Origin of the sequence: Pareuzebyella sediminis (assembly GCF_008367235.1) — a bacterium.
Classification (GTDB): domain Bacteria; phylum Bacteroidota; class Bacteroidia; order Flavobacteriales; family Flavobacteriaceae; genus Pareuzebyella; species Pareuzebyella sediminis.
The window spans coordinates 261,046-276,392 of record NZ_VTZS01000006.1; the positions used below are offsets into that span (position 1 = coordinate 261,046).

Annotated in this window: 16 protein-coding genes; 9 read left to right on the top strand and 7 right to left on the bottom strand. The window is 40.4% G+C overall.

Going from position 1 to position 15,347, the window contains the following annotated elements:
• The first annotated feature begins 57 nt into the window (after window positions 1–57).
• Window positions 58–657 (top strand): YdeI/OmpD-associated family protein, encoded by a 600-nt coding sequence (locus tag F2B13_RS18945; protein ID WP_149275180.1) that lies wholly within the window; start codon window positions 58–60, stop codon window positions 655–657.
• Between the two features lie 73 nt (window positions 658–730).
• On the opposite strand, the gene F2B13_RS18950 is transcribed toward F2B13_RS18945, so the two are convergent.
• The 4 genes from F2B13_RS18950 to nusB all read right to left on the bottom strand — a co-directional run bounded on the left by F2B13_RS18950 (window position 731) and on the right by nusB (window position 4,099).
• Complete coding sequence (locus F2B13_RS18950; RefSeq protein ID WP_149304849.1) at window positions 731–2,080, bottom strand: Gfo/Idh/MocA family protein; 1,350 nt, start codon at window positions 2,078–2,080, stop codon at window positions 731–733.
• A gap of 158 nt (window positions 2,081–2,238) precedes the next feature.
• The gene (gene yajC, locus F2B13_RS18955; RefSeq protein ID WP_149275178.1) at window positions 2,239–2,526 is read right to left on the bottom strand and encodes a preprotein translocase subunit YajC; all 288 of its coding nucleotides are present in this window, start codon (window positions 2,524–2,526) and stop codon (window positions 2,239–2,241) included.
• 38 nt (window positions 2,527–2,564) lie between these two features.
• Window positions 2,565–3,038, bottom strand: coding sequence for a DUF1573 domain-containing protein (locus F2B13_RS18960; RefSeq protein ID WP_149275177.1), 474 nt, complete (start codon window positions 3,036–3,038; stop codon window positions 2,565–2,567).
• 113 nt (window positions 3,039–3,151) lie between these two features.
• Window positions 3,152–4,099: a transcription antitermination factor NusB gene (gene nusB / locus F2B13_RS18965; RefSeq protein WP_149275176.1), complete on the bottom strand. Its 948-nt coding sequence runs from the start codon at window positions 4,097–4,099 to the stop codon at window positions 3,152–3,154.
• 185 nt (window positions 4,100–4,284) lie between these two features.
• Here nusB and F2B13_RS18970 point away from each other — a divergent pair, with 185 nt between their 5' ends.
• The 3 genes from F2B13_RS18970 to F2B13_RS18980 all read left to right on the top strand — a co-directional run bounded on the left by F2B13_RS18970 (window position 4,285) and on the right by F2B13_RS18980 (window position 9,152).
• Window positions 4,285–6,039, top strand: a complete 1,755-nt coding sequence (locus F2B13_RS18970) for an ABC transporter ATP-binding protein (protein ID WP_149275175.1) — start codon at window positions 4,285–4,287, stop codon at window positions 6,037–6,039.
• Window positions 6,040–6,110: 71 nt separating this feature from the next.
• Complete coding sequence (locus tag F2B13_RS18975) at window positions 6,111–6,485, top strand: PUR family DNA/RNA-binding protein (protein ID WP_149304850.1); 375 nt, start codon at window positions 6,111–6,113, stop codon at window positions 6,483–6,485.
• 144 nt (window positions 6,486–6,629) lie between these two features.
• Complete coding sequence (locus tag F2B13_RS18980; protein ID WP_149275173.1) at window positions 6,630–9,152, top strand: M14 family metallopeptidase; 2,523 nt, start codon at window positions 6,630–6,632, stop codon at window positions 9,150–9,152.
• Between the two features lie 19 nt (window positions 9,153–9,171).
• On the opposite strand, the gene F2B13_RS18985 is transcribed toward F2B13_RS18980, so the two are convergent.
• A complete protein-coding gene (locus F2B13_RS18985; protein WP_149275172.1) occupies window positions 9,172–10,218 on the bottom strand; it encodes a 1-acyl-sn-glycerol-3-phosphate acyltransferase in 1,047 nt (348 codons plus the stop codon).
• Window positions 10,215–11,135: a bile acid:sodium symporter family protein gene (locus tag F2B13_RS18990; RefSeq protein ID WP_232625268.1), complete on the bottom strand. Its 921-nt coding sequence runs from the start codon at window positions 11,133–11,135 to the stop codon at window positions 10,215–10,217. Before F2B13_RS18990 ends, F2B13_RS18985 begins: the two co-directional genes overlap by 4 nt.
• Window positions 11,136–11,433: 298 nt before the next feature.
• Here F2B13_RS18990 and F2B13_RS18995 point away from each other — a divergent pair, with 298 nt between their 5' ends.
• Entirely contained in the window at window positions 11,434–11,994 is a 561-nt protein-coding gene (locus F2B13_RS18995; RefSeq protein ID WP_149304852.1) for a thioredoxin family protein, read from the top strand.
• A 44-nt stretch (window positions 11,995–12,038) separates the two neighbouring features.
• On the opposite strand, the gene F2B13_RS19000 is transcribed toward F2B13_RS18995, so the two are convergent.
• Window positions 12,039–12,584, bottom strand: a complete 546-nt coding sequence (locus tag F2B13_RS19000; RefSeq protein WP_149275169.1) for a YfiT family bacillithiol transferase — start codon at window positions 12,582–12,584, stop codon at window positions 12,039–12,041.
• A gap of 109 nt (window positions 12,585–12,693) precedes the next feature.
• On the opposite strand from F2B13_RS19000, the gene F2B13_RS19005 reads away from it, so the two are divergent.
• The 4 genes from F2B13_RS19005 (at window position 12,694) to F2B13_RS19020 (ending at window position 15,039) form a co-directional block, all read left to right on the top strand.
• Complete coding sequence (locus F2B13_RS19005; protein ID WP_149275168.1) at window positions 12,694–13,332, top strand: peroxiredoxin; 639 nt, start codon at window positions 12,694–12,696, stop codon at window positions 13,330–13,332.
• Window positions 13,333–13,473: 141 nt separating this feature from the next.
• Window positions 13,474–14,325, top strand: a complete 852-nt coding sequence (locus F2B13_RS19010) for a hypothetical protein (protein WP_149275167.1) — start codon at window positions 13,474–13,476, stop codon at window positions 14,323–14,325.
• Window positions 14,326–14,330: 5 nt separating this feature from the next.
• Window positions 14,331–14,711 carry a hypothetical protein gene (locus tag F2B13_RS19015; protein ID WP_149304853.1) on the top strand — a complete coding sequence of 127 codons (381 nt, stop codon included), beginning with the start codon at window positions 14,331–14,333 and terminating at the stop codon, window positions 14,709–14,711.
• A 133-nt stretch (window positions 14,712–14,844) separates the two neighbouring features.
• Window positions 14,845–15,039, top strand: a complete 195-nt coding sequence (locus F2B13_RS19020; protein ID WP_149275165.1) for a cold-shock protein — start codon at window positions 14,845–14,847, stop codon at window positions 15,037–15,039.
• Window positions 15,040–15,347: the final 308 nt, after the last annotated feature.

A 15,347-nucleotide genomic window follows, 5' to 3' on the forward strand; every position in this document is an offset into this window, starting at 1 on the left:
TATTTTAAGGATATCCTTCTAAAACAAATTCTTACACATTCTAACACTACTTAAAATATGGGTAGTTCGAACAAAGTGGAAGCCTATTACAATGAAGCACACCGATTCAGATCGGCTTTGGGCAAACTGCGTGAACTGGCTCTAAGTGCCGGCTTGGAAGAAACTTTTAAATGGAATTTTCCGACGTATACCCTAAAAGGAAAAAATGTATTATCAATCTGTAGATTCAAAAATCATTTCGGTATCTGGTTCTTTAACGGCGTATTTTTAGAAGATCCGAAAAAGGTGCTCAAAAATGCACAAAAAGGGAAGACCCAAGCCATGCGACATTGGAAATTCTCAGATGAAAAGGAAATTGATGTAAAAGCGGTTTACGGGTATATGCTCGAGGCCATCGAAAACCAGAAAAAGGGAATTCGGCTCAAACCAGCGCCAAAAGCCCATACTTACGACATCGAGATACCTGAATTATTGCAAAAAGCTTTTCAAGAAAATCCAAAGACAAAAAAAGCTTTTCAGAAGCTTACTCCTTATAAACAAAAGGAATACACCGAGTATATAGCGGATGCCAAACGCGAATCGACAAAACTGGCCAGACTTGAAAAGATTCTTCCGATGATCCTAGCAGAAAAAGGTCTCAACGATGCGTATCGTTAGTATTTGTTCACAATCAAAATTCATTATTTCCTTTTTGGAGATCCTGACATAGGATCTTCCTAAACAACGGTATTCAGACCATGGGTAACTTCCATCCGTTTTGATAATTGGCCATTAAGAATTTGTTGGCACCCTCTTGTGTAAAACCGCCCTTGGCCTCGTCCCAGTAAATGCGGTTTCCGCTTTTGAAGGCGACATTGCCCATATGGGAAACCAATGCCGCATTGTACCCCACCTCTATGGGCGCATTAAGTTGTGAGGCATCACGACTAGTAACGGTATCGATGAAATTTTTGGTATGTAAATCGAGCCCAACAGCATCGCCTTTACCCTTAGAAATGGCCTCCATTTTAGGTATACCGGGTTTGCCCCAACCCTGAAACTCCTCTTCGGGAATGACCTCCCAACCATTTCGATCGACGACCAAGGTACCCAAGTTTCCTATAAATGCGATACCATGATTTCTGCCGTAGTTTCCACCATCGATTCCGGTAGCATGCTCCCATAAGATTGAAAATCCATCGTACTCATATACGGTCTGAAGCGTATCAGGTGTTTCTGAAGCGTCATCGGGGTAGGCAAATTTTCCACCCAGAGCCATCACAGATTTAGGTGTGCCTGCCTTCATACCGTACAAGGCATAGTCTATAAGATGAACGCCCCAATCGGTCATCAGTCCGCCGGCGTAATCCCAGAACCATCTAAAGTTAAAATGAAAACGGTTGGGGTTGAAAGGGCGATCGGGAGCGGGTCCCAGCCACATTTTATAATCCACGCCTTCAGGTGCCTGAGCATCTGGGAGTACAGGAACAGGTTTCATCCATCCTTGATAGGCCCATGCTTTGGAGAGACGTATGTTACCCAGCTTACCTGAATGTACAAAATCAATGGCGTCAACAAAATGGGGTTGACTTCTTTGCCATTGACCTATCTGCACCATTCGATCACTGGCACCTACATAGTCTCGCATAATATTGGCCTCTTGAACCGAATTGGCAATGGGTTTCTCACAGTACACATCTTTTCCGGCCTGCAGGGCATCGGTCAATTGAAGGCAGTGCCAATGATCGGGGGTACCTATTATTACCACATCGATATCCTGGTTTTCGAGCATCTTACGGTAGTCTCTGTACCACATGGGCTTTTTGATGCCGGCTTTTTCCAAATCGGCCGTGCGTTTCTTCAATACATTTTCATCTACATCACACAGGCCAATTACATTGACTTCGCTTATCTTGAGCATTGAACTAAGGTCACTGAACCCCATTCCGTTACAACCAATGAGCCCTACATTGATACGATCATTGGCTCCTACTCGCTTTCGCATAATCGCCAATAGCTCCATTGGAAAAAAAAATGCGGCTCCTGAGCCCGCCAGAGCCAATGAACTTTTTCTTATAAAACCTCTTCTACTATGATACATGACGTTCTGTTTAACAATTATCCCAAGATACCAATTTTCATTTAAAAAAAGTAAGCCTTTGATCAGGGTTCGACCCTTTATACGATCTCAAAAATAAATCCAAAAAAAAAGCACCAGTACTAAAAGTATGGTGCTTATCTATTCAATTACCAAGGAGCCTATTTTTTATCGGGCGCCGAGAGCTTGCGACTCATCTCCATAGAAATGGCGGAACGATCGAACTTAAGCTTACCGGCCATCGTCTCTAGAATACAAGAGAAATCTTTATCGTTCAATTCTAAAATCTTACCATGAAGACCGCTTTTTGTTACGACCTTATCACCTCTTTTTAGTGCTGCTGCGAATTTCTTCTCATCTTTCTGACGCTTCATTTGTGGGCGTATCATAAAAAAATATGCCACCACAAAAATCAATATCATCGGAAGAAACTGTCCTATATCACCCATATTCTAATGTTCTAATGTTCTTGTTTTGAATGTAAGACTTACTTTGATGTTGGACCTACAGGAGCACTGCCTTTAGGATTGACGAAAGCTTTGATTCGCAACATCTCAGAACCTTTCTCGGTATTGGCGGTAACGGTAATGGTTTTTGTAACTTGATTTTGTCCAGAGCCATTAAACTTTACCAAAAGTTCACCAGATTCACCCGGAGCTATAGGATCTTTCGGGGGATCTGGAACCGTACAACCACAAGAGCTGGTTGCATTGGTAATAATTAAGGGGGCGTCACCTGTGTTGGTAAACTTAAAAATGGTTTCTTGGGGCGTACCTTGTTCAATTGTACCGAAATCATGTTCGGTTTCTTCGAATGCCATCACCGGGACCTGCTTACCAGCCTCGTCTCTTTCTGCCGCTTGGGCCACATTATCAGATTTTACTTTACTAGATGCATCTTCCTTACAAGAAACCAATGCTAGCACAGAAAATACACTTAAGGTCAAAAGTACTTTTTTCATCTGTTGAAATTTATTTGTTTTTAGTTTTCCAATCAATTTAGGAAAGGTACGAATACAAAATCCGCCGATTCCTATGCATTTCTTTATTTTGAACGCAAAATTAAGTAAATATATTATATCAAGCCCCTACCTACTTTATTTAGTTTTCCCTCAGCTTTGTATTCTTTCACTAACTTATCCAATATACCATTGATGAATATGCTGCTTTTTGGCGTAGAATACTCTTTGGCAATTTCAAGAAATTCATTGATAGTTACCTTTTCAGGTATCGAAGGAAAATTCAGTAATTCACAAATCGCCATTTTCAACAATATGGCATCAATATCTGCAATGCGATCTTTATCCCAATTTGGGGTTTTTGCTTCGATTTCTTTTGTCAGTTTATCGTCGTTGAGTAACGTTTTTGTCAATAGCTTCTGGGCAAAATCCATATCGGCATCATCCTTAAGTAATCTGGGCAAGAAGAATCGGTCAGGATGACTTTCTTTAGCCTTCTTAAACAACTTAAGAACAAAAGTGTTCACGAGAGGGATATCGTCGACCCAAGTGAGTTTATGATCTTCAAAATAATCGTAAATTTTCTCGTTGGGCGCTATGACCTCCTTGAACAAGGTGCTTAGAAATTCTTTATCTTCAACATAGGTGCTATCAGGTTTGGCCATGTAATCGGCATAACTACGATGTGATATGATATCTTTGAAAACAAGCCTTACATACTCATCGTTGAGATACCAGTTCTTCAGGTTTCTTTTTTTGAGTTCGGCCTTTAGCATTTCATTGTTCACAATTTGCAATAACAGCCCATTGTTGATGAATTTCTCTTTATTGGGATACGTATCCTCGGCAGTAGCCAAATACTTCTTTTTGGATAGCTTTACATTTTCGGCCGCTTTTTGATGAATTTCGACCAAAAGACTCATTACTAGCAAATAAAGCGAATACATGCTTTCGATACTAAAACGAAGAAATTTTTCCTGTTTTTGAAGAGAATCATCCTTTGATTGGGTCAAGGCATAAATACATTGCATCACTTTCACCCGAATATGCCTTCTTGTTAGCATGTTAAAGAACTTTTTTGAACAGGATTATTAATGATTTTCACGGGGCAAAAGTAACAATCTATTTTCAATAGCACATTCAAAAACCCAGTTTATCGTTCTTATACATTTTATAACATTCCTTTTTATGACAAACCGCTTATCTTTGGCAAATCGCTAATCGATTTTCGGTTTAGGCAAATACGTTGATGAAAGAACTTAAACACCTCAACAAATACTTCAAAAAATACTCGGTCAAATTATTGACCGGTCTTTTTATTACCATCATTGCCAAGGTGTTACAATTGGTAATGCCATCTTATGTCAACAAATCAATTTCGGTCGTCGAGCAATTCATGAATTCGGAAATTGCAGAATCGATCGCAAAGAACCAACTTCTTTACTATATACTCATTATCGTGGGTGCTGCGCTTCTTTCTGGCTTTTTCACCTTTCTAATGCGACAGACCATTATCAATGTTTCACGATATATTGAATACGATCTAAAAAACGAGGTATTCGACCATTACCAACTTTTGAGCCTTAACTTTTATAAAAAGAACAGAACAGGTGACCTTATGAACCGAATTAGTGAAGATGTAAGCCAAGTACGCATGTATGCGGGTCCTGCTCTCATGTATGGCATCAATACGGTTACCCTTTTTGCGTGCATAATTCCGATCATGTTCATAAAGGCCCCTACCCTTGCCATGTACTCTTTACTGCCGTTACCTATACTGTCGGTACTCATCTATCAGATCAGCAAGATCATTCACCAACGGAGCACCATTGTACAACAGTTTCTTTCAACCTTATCGACCTTTACGCAAGAGGTTTTCTCAGGAGTCTCGGTCATAAAAGCATACGCCCTAGAACCTAAAATCAACAAAGACCTTAATGTCTTGGCCATAGAGGGAAAGGATAAAAGTATGGATTTGGCCAAGGTAAATGCCTGGTTTTTTCCACTTATGGTTTTGCTAATTGGCATCAGTAATATTTTTGTGATCTACATCGGGGGGAAGCAATACTTGGATGGGGAAATAGAATCGGTAGGAGTGATAGCCGAGTTTATCCTATATGTCAATATGTTAACTTGGCCCGTCGCTATAGTCGGGTGGTTGACCTCGATCGTACAAAGGGCAGAGGCTTCGCAGAAGCGCATCAATGAATTCCTTAAAGAAACCCCTGACATCAAAAACTATGTTCTTGAAGACACGCCGATTAGGGGTAAAATTGAATTCAAAAATGTAACCTTTACCTATGAGGACACAGAGATAACGGCATTAAAAGACATTTCCTTTACCGTAAACGAGGGTGAGACCGTTGCCATTCTCGGAAAGACCGGTTCGGGAAAATCTACGATTCTTGATCTAGTCGCCCGCCTATACGATGTCACATCGGGGGAAGTTCTAATTGATGACGTACCTATAAAAGATATAAATATCGACAGTCTACGCAAATCCATTGGTGCGGTACCACAAGATGCCTTTTTATTTTCCGATTCGATAAAAAACAATATAAAATTCGGTAAAGCGACCGCTTCTGAAGAAGAGGTCATCGCGGCCGCAAAAAATGCCGTTGTACACCAAAACATCATGAACTTTTCGAAGGGGTACGAAACGGTTTTAGGAGAAAGGGGCATTACGCTAAGTGGGGGTCAAAAACAACGTGTTTCGATTGCCCGGGCATTGCTTAAAGATCCAAAGATCTACCTTTTCGACGATTGTCTTTCAGCGGTCGATACCGAAACTGAAGAGGAGATTTTATCGAATTTGAAAAAAGCCTCAGCACATAAAACTACCCTTATTGTAAGCCATCGTGTATCATCGGCCAAAAACGCCGATAAGGTGCTCGTATTAAAAGACGGGACGCTTTTACAAGAGGGTACCCACGAAGAACTGAACGAGCAAGAAGGTTATTACAAAGAACTTTATATTACCCAACTCTCAGAGAAAGAAAACTAGATTTTTTTTGCCGTATTGGCATTTTTTTCACATTTTTGAAAGATTAACTATTAACTAGACACTTAAGAGAGATGAGCGAAAAAGATTTAGTGGATCAGGAGGAAATTCATTCCAAAGTTTTAAGGGCAGGAAGGAGAACTTATTTTTTCGATGTGAGAAGTACCAAAGCTGGCGACTATTATCTCACAATTACGGAAAGTAAAAAATTCACGCATGATGATGGTTCATATCATTACAAAAAGCACAAAATCTACCTTTATAAAGAAGATTTTGAGGCTTTTAGAGAAAATGTAGAAGAGATGATGGATTTCATCATCGATGAAAAAGGTACTGAGGTTATTTCCGAACGCCATCAAAAGGATTTTAAGAAAGAAGATACACCTAGTGAAAATGGAGAAGCAAAATCCGCAGGTAGTTTTACCGACCTGAGTTTCGACGATATTTAAGAAAGTTATATCACTTTTATGGAAAGGCCCTATATTGTTAGGGTCTTTTTTTGTTGAAAGGTATCTATCGGCCGTCTTTTGTTTGCTTTGCATAGATTCGTACATTTAATAAAGTTTAGCACTTGGTAACCTATGAGTCAAAGTATGAGAACTATTGCTTGGTTTTTGATATTGGCATTTCTCAAAACCACAGCGGCCCAAGAAAAAGTTGACCTAGAATATTACCTGCCCTCTGACATATCCTATACAACTTCTATTCCGACTCCGAAAGAAATTCTCGGTCACGAAGTAGGTGAATGGCATGTAACCCATGATAAGCTCATCTACTATATGCAGCAGCTTGCCAATTCTAGTGACCGTATCAGTATCGAGAATAGAGGCGAAACTTTTGAGGGTAGACCCCTACTACTTCTTACCATCACTTCGCCAAAAAACCATGAGAATATCGATCGGATTCAAAAAGAGCATCTAGCACTTACAGAGGGCAACGGCAGTTCCATAAGTGTTGATGACAAACCTATTGTGGTCTATCAGGGGTTCTCGATTCATGGGAACGAACCTAGCGGGTCAAACGCAGCCCTTCTCTACGCCTACTACCTTGCTGCTGCCGAGGGCGAGAGAATCGATGAACTACTTGATAACGTTATCATCCTTCTAGACCCCTCTTTCAATCCTGACGGCCTGCAGCGTTTTGCCTACTGGGCGAATACGAACAAAAGCATAAATTTGAACCCGGACAATAACGAACGGGAATATCATGAAATTTGGCCAAGCGGCCGAACCAACCACTATTGGTTCGATTTGAACCGCGACTGGCTTCCCGTGCAGCTCCCTGAAAGTCGTGCCCGAATTGCCTCTTTTTATCAATGGATGCCGAATATATTGACCGATCATCATGAAATGGGTACCAATTCTACCTTCTTCTTTCAACCCGGAGAGCCGACTCGGGTTCATCCACTGACCCCTCTGGAAAACCAGACTTTAACCCGTGAAATCGGAGCCTATCACGCCAAGGCCCTGAACAAAATCGGGTCTCTCTACTACTCCGAGGAAAACTATGACGACTATTATTATGGAAAAGGTTCGACATTTCCAGATGTCACGGGCGGTATCGGTATTCTTTTCGAACAGGCCAGTTCACGGGGGCATGTACAATATTCAGACAATGGGTTGCTCACCTTTCCGTTTACGATACGCAATCAATTGACCACGGCCCTATCGACCATACGTGCGGCTCTGGAGCTACGGATTAAAATTTTGGCGTATCAACAAAAGTTTTATAAAAATATCCGCATCGAATCGGCCATTGGTCGAACTAAGGCTTTCGTTTTTGGAAATACAAAGGACGCGGCCAGAACCTGGCATCTAGCTGAGATATTGAAGCGTCATAAGGTCAAGGTTCACGAACTCTCCCAAGATACCCAGCTGAACGGAAATCCATATAAAAAAGGATATAGTTATGTAGTACCGTTGAATCAAAAGAATGATCGGCTGATAAAGGCTATGTTCGAGAAGCGAACAACCTTTTCAGATAGTATTTTCTATGATATCTCCGCTTGGACGTTTCCATTAGCGTTCAATTTAGACTATACCGAATTACGCGCTTTGGATTATGCCGGTACCGAAATAGATGAATTGTCATTTCCCTCGGGCAATGTCGACGCGAAAAGTAACTACGCATATCTTTTCGAATGGAACGAATACTATACTCCTAAGGCACTCAACAAGATATTGAATCATGGGATTCGAGCTAAAGTTGCCAAAGCGCCTTTCGGTTTGGGCAATCACCAATATGGATATGGCACCATAATGATTCCTGTTAAAAATCAGAACCTATCATCTGATCAATTGTACAGGTTTTTACAAGGTATCGCCAAAGAAAGTGCACTTCAGATTAGGGCAGCGAACGGTTCTTATGCTAAAGGTATCGATTTGGGCAGTAACGATTTTGACACGGTGAAAAAGCAAAAAGTCGCCCTTTTGGTAGGTGATGGAATACGATCGTACGATGCCGGTGAGATTTGGCATCTTTTCGATACCAGATATGCTATGGAATTAACGAAAATCGACCTCGATTACATAAATACCGCCGATTTGAGCAGTTATACCGATATTATCGTTCCAAGCGCTTCAGCGAAGGTGTTTACCAAAAGTATGTCAAATAAGTTGAAGCAGTGGGTGCGCGCCGGGGGCACCTTGATAGGTTATCGCAACACGGTAGCACTATTGGAAAAAAACGGTTTTATGGCCCTCGAATTTAAAACGGATACGCTCAGGGCAAAACATATTTCTTTTGCTGAAAAATCCGATTTTAAGGGGGCTCAGGAAATTGGGGGAGCTATCATTGAAGCACACATTGACCTATCCCACCCTATTAATTACGGGTATGACAATGTTACGTTGCCTCTATTTCGAAATACTACGACCTTTATCAAACCTGATAAAAACAGTTATAACAATCCGATTCAATATACCAGTACCCCTTTGATGAGCGGTTATATATCCGAAGAAAATCTGGAACTGCTCAAAAACAGCGTTCCCTTTCAGGCTCAGAGAATGGGAAAGGGATGGGTTATGGGCTTTACCGACAATACAAATTTTAGGGCCTTTTGGTATGGCACGAACAAACTATTGATGAATGCCATATTTTTTGGGGGAATGATGTAAGCACTCGACCTTCGCTTGCTCAAGGGCGCGCTTTCTTCACATAGCCCCAATTAAATAGGAAAAGAGCTAGTATCAATGCCAAACCGACCCCTAAATTCCAGACCAAAGAAGCCACACAGAACAATAACGCATAGTATAATGGATATACCAATAGGGCAAAACCAAATCGTAGAGTGGCCGTAAATTCCGGCTCCCAAACCCTAGGTTTTATCCATAAACGCCAAGGCAATACTATTGGAAAATTAACTACAGAAAAAAGCCATTTCCATAATCTGTTGCCACGCTCTCGAGATTCCTCGTAGAAATCACTTTTTAAATCGAAACCGATATTTATGCGCTCGTTTGTTTCAGCCGGATCTAGATAATCTACACCATTTGCATTCAATTGCCTAACTACATGACCGTAGTTTTCCTCCGAATCAATATGCGTTGTCAGTTTCTTCAATCTGTCGAAAACCAGCATCTTTAAACCGTTAGCTGTTTTTACTGTATGTTGGTCGACTTTCATCTGCGACATTTCGATACCTGTATCGAAATAAAGGGCAACCCTATCCGGGAAACCGGTATTCGAGATATAGTTAAAGCCGACAGGTAAGAGGCAAAGGTCAAGTTCTGGGTGCTTTTCCAGGGCATTGAATGAAATGCGTACAAAACCCTTACTCAACTTACGAACCCGACGTTTGATATTGTGGTTTGCCTCAGGGAACATCACCAAAGCATGACCTTGCCCGAACAAGTTGCCACAGCGGTCGAATATCTCTTGATTATATTTTAAGGACCCGCGCCCATCTCGTTGGCGATAGATTGGAATCATACGCAAAAAAGTAAAAATTTGTTTTAAAAAAGACCCTTTGAAGACATCGGACCTTGCAAGAAAAAAAGGCTTCCGACCGCAGTGTGTAGCGATTAAAAGTACATCCATTAAAGCCGCCTGATGGTTTGGAAGAAAAAATAAGGGCCCATTCTTTGGAATATTTTCTAAACCGAAGATTTTTATTTTACCGTAATAAAGCGATAATCCGGATTTGATCCAGAATTTAATAAGTCTATATATGAAATCTTTCAAATCAGTCTTTTACCCTTAATCGGTTTACGACCCCAAAAGCTTGCCAACAACAGACCGGAAACCAAATGCCAAATTCCCCAAAAAGCGGTCAGTAGGGCCATTCCGCCAAGCCCATCAAAAAAAGAAAAAATCAAGAGCAAGCCAAGACCAGAATTTTGTATACCCGTTTCAATGGTGATCGATCGAACATTTCGCTGCGACAACCCTATAACCCGGGCGAATGAATATCCTGTCATGAAAGCCATCAGATTATGGAGTACTACAATCCAAAATATATAAAGAATGTAGTTTATAAAGATATCGCGGTTGTTAAACAGTGCCAAGAAAATCAAAAGCACAAAAAACAACAAGGAGAGGGGTTTAAAGACTCTTGCAAGTCGTAAGGCCAGCTGGGGCCTACGATGGTTGATGTACATACCCAATACTAATGGAAGTCCGAGCAATAGCGCCACCAACTTGACCATTTGGGAGGGCGATAGCGACACCTCTTTAAGTATTTCTGCGGAAGGTGCATAGAGACCACCCCAAAAGGTAAGGTTCAATGGCGTCATCACCACGGCAAATACTGTTGTAAAAGCTGTTATGCTCACTGACAACGCCGTATTGCCCTTGGCCAAATTGGTGATAAAATTAGAGACGTTTCCACCTGGGCATGCCGCTACCATAAACATGCCCATGGCAATACTGGGTAGTGGTTCTATGGCCCACACCAATAAAAATGTAATCGCCGGAAGAAGTATAAACTGACTGAATACCCCTGCCATTATAGGCTTCGGTCTGTGATAAAGCCTTTTAAAATCCTCTATAGCTATTTCAAGAGATACGCCAAACATTACAAGTGCCAGCGCTATATTCAGTACCCATTGTGCTTGTGCATCAAAATTCAAGACCGCACTATCTAAAACACTATTTGACAAAAGTTGGTAAAATTTAAAAATCATTAGTATCAGATGCCCTTAACCCTTTGGCAAGACATCTTTGGTTGCTACAGCTTTCAAGATAAGACATTCGTACTTGAATATGGTAATTTGCCTTTATTGAAAATAGAAGTCCACACCAACTTGCGCGGCCAACAATCGTATGTAGATCCTCCTCGTTAGCTTGGATCGGCTTTAGGTTTGCCCACCCAAAATTTTAATGAAGTTAAAATAGACTTGATATGACCAAAGCGCCACGATTACTTTTTTTTAAATTTAAGGTCATAAACAAAAGAAAATGGCAAACACTCCAAGTACGATGTTACCTTTGGGCACTACGACCCCAGAGTTCAGTTTAAGGGATACCATCACCGGAAAAACATTTGATCTGCAAACTTTAAAAGGTACAAAGGGCACTTTGATCATGTTCATCTGCAACCATTGTCCATTTGTGAAACATGTCAATCCTGAACTCAAGCGATTGGGAGAAGAATATCAGGAAAAGGGCATTGGTATCGTAGCCATCTCAAGCAATGACGTGGCGAACTATCCACAAGACGGTCCGGATTTGATGAAGGAAACCGCTAAAAAAGAGGGATACAGTTTTCCGTACCTGTATGATAAGACACAGCAAGTGGCTGCCGATTATCAGGCAGCCTGCACCCCTGATTTCTTTCTGTTCGACCGTAAAATGAACTTAGTGTATCGCGGTCAACTTGATGATTCAAGACCGGGCAATGGCATAGCCCTTACGGGTAACGATATAAGAAATGCGTTGAATGCCTTATTGGAAGGCAACGAAATAGACCCACATCAAAAACCGAGTATCGGCTGTAATATAAAATGGAAAAAAGCCTGACCAAGGGTTTGACATTTTATCGGATATCCATTATTTGAGGCACATTAGAGCCACTTCCTACGTTGTATTAAATTTTGGATATGTGCATAGTGGTGATTGCTGTGCCAAGCATATCTACCGATGTTTTCATCCAAGGACGTTTCGATATGCCCATCAGGATGAACGAACTCTTTTTTCAAGCTCTCTTTGGAAAGTCCCTTGAGCAGATACACCAACTTCGCATGCACCGCCTGCAAATGGTCTAAAGAGAGGGCTATTGGTGCACTTTTAGAGTCAAAAAGAGCCGCCCAAGCTTTTTCATCATAGGGTTTAATAACCGGCTTATCTTCCGTCAAGGCCCACTTGAAACGCATATAACTGTTATGATGGCTATCAGAAATGTGGTGCACCGTCTGCCGAACCGACCAACCTCCAGGTCGGTAAGGAGTTTCCAATTGCTCTTCGGTCAATCCTTCTACCAAAACTCTCAATCTCTTTGGAAATTCTTCGAGCACCGTTATCCAGACCGACAAATCTTCCTCGGTGATACTTTTAGGAACTTGAAACTTTCCTATGGGATATTTCAAGGCTTCCAGTTCTGATTTTTCCATACCTTAAAAATAGGAAACTTTAATACATTTTTAACCATAAAATCATGGGGATGTTTGTTTAATCTACTAAATTTATAGGATTTTATTTTTAATCCTTAAAACACAATAAATGGCTACGATACGACTGGGCGACAAAGCCCCTGATTTTACAGCAGAAAGTTCCATGGGAACTATCAATCTTTACGATTATCTTGGGGATAGCTGGGGAATTCTTTTCTCTCATCCCGCTGATTTTACTCCGGTCTGTACTACCGAATTGGGTACGGCGGCAAAATTCAAGGATGAGTTCGACAAAAGGAACGTGAAAATGTTAGCTCTTAGTGTTGATGGCGCTGCATCACATGTAGAATGGATAAAAGACATCAATGAAGTACAGCAGACCACGGTCAACTTCCCGATTATTGCCGATGAAGATAAAAAGGTTTCCGACTTATATGATATGATACATCCGAATGCGGACAATAACTTAACCGTTCGCTCGGTTTTCATTATTGCACCCGACAAGACCGTGAAGCTTACCCTCACCTATCCTGCCTCGACCGGAAGAAACTTTTATGAATTATTAAGAGTGATAGATTCTTTACAGTTAACGGCTTATCACAAGGTTGCCACACCGGCGAACTGGGAGCATGGACAAGATGTAGTAGTAAGCCCTGCAATTTCTACTGAAGATGCGAAAACCATGTTTGAAAGAGGGGTAAAAGAAGTCAAACCTTACCTACGAATGACTCCTGATCCAACGGCATAGGCTTAGATCTTTTTATACCCTATTGGTAAAATATTTTTAAAGACCGTCTTGATCATCGATCATCTAGACGGTTTTTTTTGAAATCGTATTTTCCTTAAATTATTACATTCTTACTACCTTGTAATAAGAAATTTCATTCAAATGCCGTTGCTTTTCAAATCGTATGTCTTTCTTGGTATACTTGTCGCTTTGGTTTCATCTAGTTGTGTAAACCTTAAGCATATCGCGGAATTCTCAGAAACTTCGCTGGAGGGTATAGGACAATATGAACAGCTTGCCAGTAGTTTCCATCAGCGCTGCGAAGCGGATTGTGAACAGCAAAGTATTCGCAATCTTACGATTCATGATGTTACATGTAACTGTACCCCGGACAAAAAAGCAGATAGTATCACTACGATTATCTACAAAAGTATAAGCGGCTATTTATTTGGGCTTAAGACTATTAGTGCCAGCAAATTGACTCGTTATCAAACCCAAGATCTTACCGATGCCTTGACCACTGGAGATTTTGGTCCCATAAAATTGAACACAGATGATGTTAAGGCTTATTCAAACATATCCACTGTGATATTGAGGGCCTTTACCGACGGATACCGAAGAAGCAAAATCAAAAAGTATGTAAGTGAAGCCCATGAACCACTCACACAATTAGTACATTTTCTAAGACTAAATCTGGCCGGAAATTTAAACGGTAAACTAGAGGTACAAAAAAGTCTTTTGAAAAATTTCTATTTCGACCTTGTGGCAGACGAAAAATTGTCGGTTTATGAGCGTACGAAATTTGCCGAGGATTATTTTAACAGCCTAAAGGATATCGAAACAAAGCAGGAAGAACTCAAAAACTTTTCCAAAGCTTTGGAAAGTATATCAGAAGGCCATCAAGTGCTCTATACGCATATAAATAATTTGACCGATGATGAGGTAAAAACGAAACTTGGCGCCCTTAAAAATCGATGGAACAGCGCCATGCACACCTACTTTAAAACCAAATAGTTAGCATGGAAAATCTAACTTCGGAACAGGTTAAGGATTTAGCCGATAATCTTTTGAGGATGACCAATGCCTTGGGGGATTTCAGGTATGAGCATTTTCAACATCTTTCAGAAGAGGAAAATATGCGCCTAAAAGAATTACACAGCCAACAATTGGAATTTACCACTGAAGTCTATACCAGGGCGGCCTTATTGGTGATGACCGATGCCAAAGGCAGTCTTGAACAAATAAACACCATTACCAAGGAAACACAACGGTTATACAAAAATTTGAACGACGTTCAAAAAGTGTTGGAGAGGGCAAGCGCCGTATTGACGTTGGCAAGTGCTATCATTAGTCTAGATACAAAAGGTATCGCGAACTCCATAAACGGCCTGCTGATGTGATATAGTCAATCAAATAGCTGCTGTTACGATTGTATTATCTGTTGCTTAAACAAAAGATAACTCTCAAAAAATCACTTGATTAAAAATATTAATCCTATCTTCGCGCTTTAATTTAATTTTTTAATTTTTTATTATGGGTAAAGGAACAGTAAAATTCTTCAATGATTCCAAAGGTTATGGTTTTATCACTGAAGATGGTTCAAGCGAAGATCACTTTGTACACATTTCTGGTTTAATCGATGAAATTCGTGAAGGTGACGTTGTAGAATTTGAACTACAACAAGGTAAAAAAGGACTAAACGCGGTAAATGTGAAAGTAATAGACTAAGATACGCATAAACTTTTTTAATACTAAATCCCTGTTTATCAACTGATAGACAGGGATTTTTGCTTTTAGAAATACCTTAAAATAAATTAGTAATATTTTTCATACATTTGCCGAAGTTTTTGACGCAACCTTTTTCATTACTGCGAATCTAGTAGTAAAGACTATTATCCCCACGTAATCAAATTATAAACTATGATTACTTTTTTCGGAATTCTCTTATTTCTACTCATTATAAACATTGTATTGTTTTTATTGAGTGCAAGCGTAAAAAACCCTAAATAACAAAATAGTTGTTAGCCCAAGGGTCA

Bases quoted from the DNA above. Each gene is read 5' to 3' on its own strand.
- F2B13_RS18945 (WP_149275180.1), top strand. From the start codon at position 58: ATGGGTAGTTCGAACAAAGTGGAAGCCTATTACAATGAAGCACACCGA.
- F2B13_RS18950 (WP_149304849.1), bottom strand. From the start codon at position 2,080: ATGTATCATAGTAGAAGAGGTTTTATAAGAAAAAGTTCATTGGCTCTG.
- yajC (WP_149275178.1), bottom strand. From the start codon at position 2,526: ATGGGTGATATAGGACAGTTTCTTCCGATGATATTGATTTTTGTGGTG.
- F2B13_RS18960 (WP_149275177.1), bottom strand. From the start codon at position 3,038: ATGAAAAAAGTACTTTTGACCTTAAGTGTATTTTCTGTGCTAGCATTG.
- nusB (WP_149275176.1), bottom strand. From the start codon at position 4,099: ATGCTAACAAGAAGGCATATTCGGGTGAAAGTGATGCAATGTATTTAT.
- F2B13_RS18970 (WP_149275175.1), top strand. From the start codon at position 4,285: ATGAAAGAACTTAAACACCTCAACAAATACTTCAAAAAATACTCGGTC.
- F2B13_RS18975 (WP_149304850.1), top strand. From the start codon at position 6,111: ATGAGCGAAAAAGATTTAGTGGATCAGGAGGAAATTCATTCCAAAGTT.
- F2B13_RS18980 (WP_149275173.1), top strand. From the start codon at position 6,630: ATGAGAACTATTGCTTGGTTTTTGATATTGGCATTTCTCAAAACCACA.
- F2B13_RS18995 (WP_149304852.1), top strand. From the start codon at position 11,434: ATGGCAAACACTCCAAGTACGATGTTACCTTTGGGCACTACGACCCCA.
- F2B13_RS19000 (WP_149275169.1), bottom strand. From the start codon at position 12,584: ATGGAAAAATCAGAACTGGAAGCCTTGAAATATCCCATAGGAAAGTTT.
- F2B13_RS19005 (WP_149275168.1), top strand. From the start codon at position 12,694: ATGGCTACGATACGACTGGGCGACAAAGCCCCTGATTTTACAGCAGAA.
- F2B13_RS19010 (WP_149275167.1), top strand. From the start codon at position 13,474: ATGCCGTTGCTTTTCAAATCGTATGTCTTTCTTGGTATACTTGTCGCT.
- F2B13_RS19015 (WP_149304853.1), top strand. From the start codon at position 14,331: ATGGAAAATCTAACTTCGGAACAGGTTAAGGATTTAGCCGATAATCTT.
- F2B13_RS19020 (WP_149275165.1), top strand. From the start codon at position 14,845: ATGGGTAAAGGAACAGTAAAATTCTTCAATGATTCCAAAGGTTATGGT.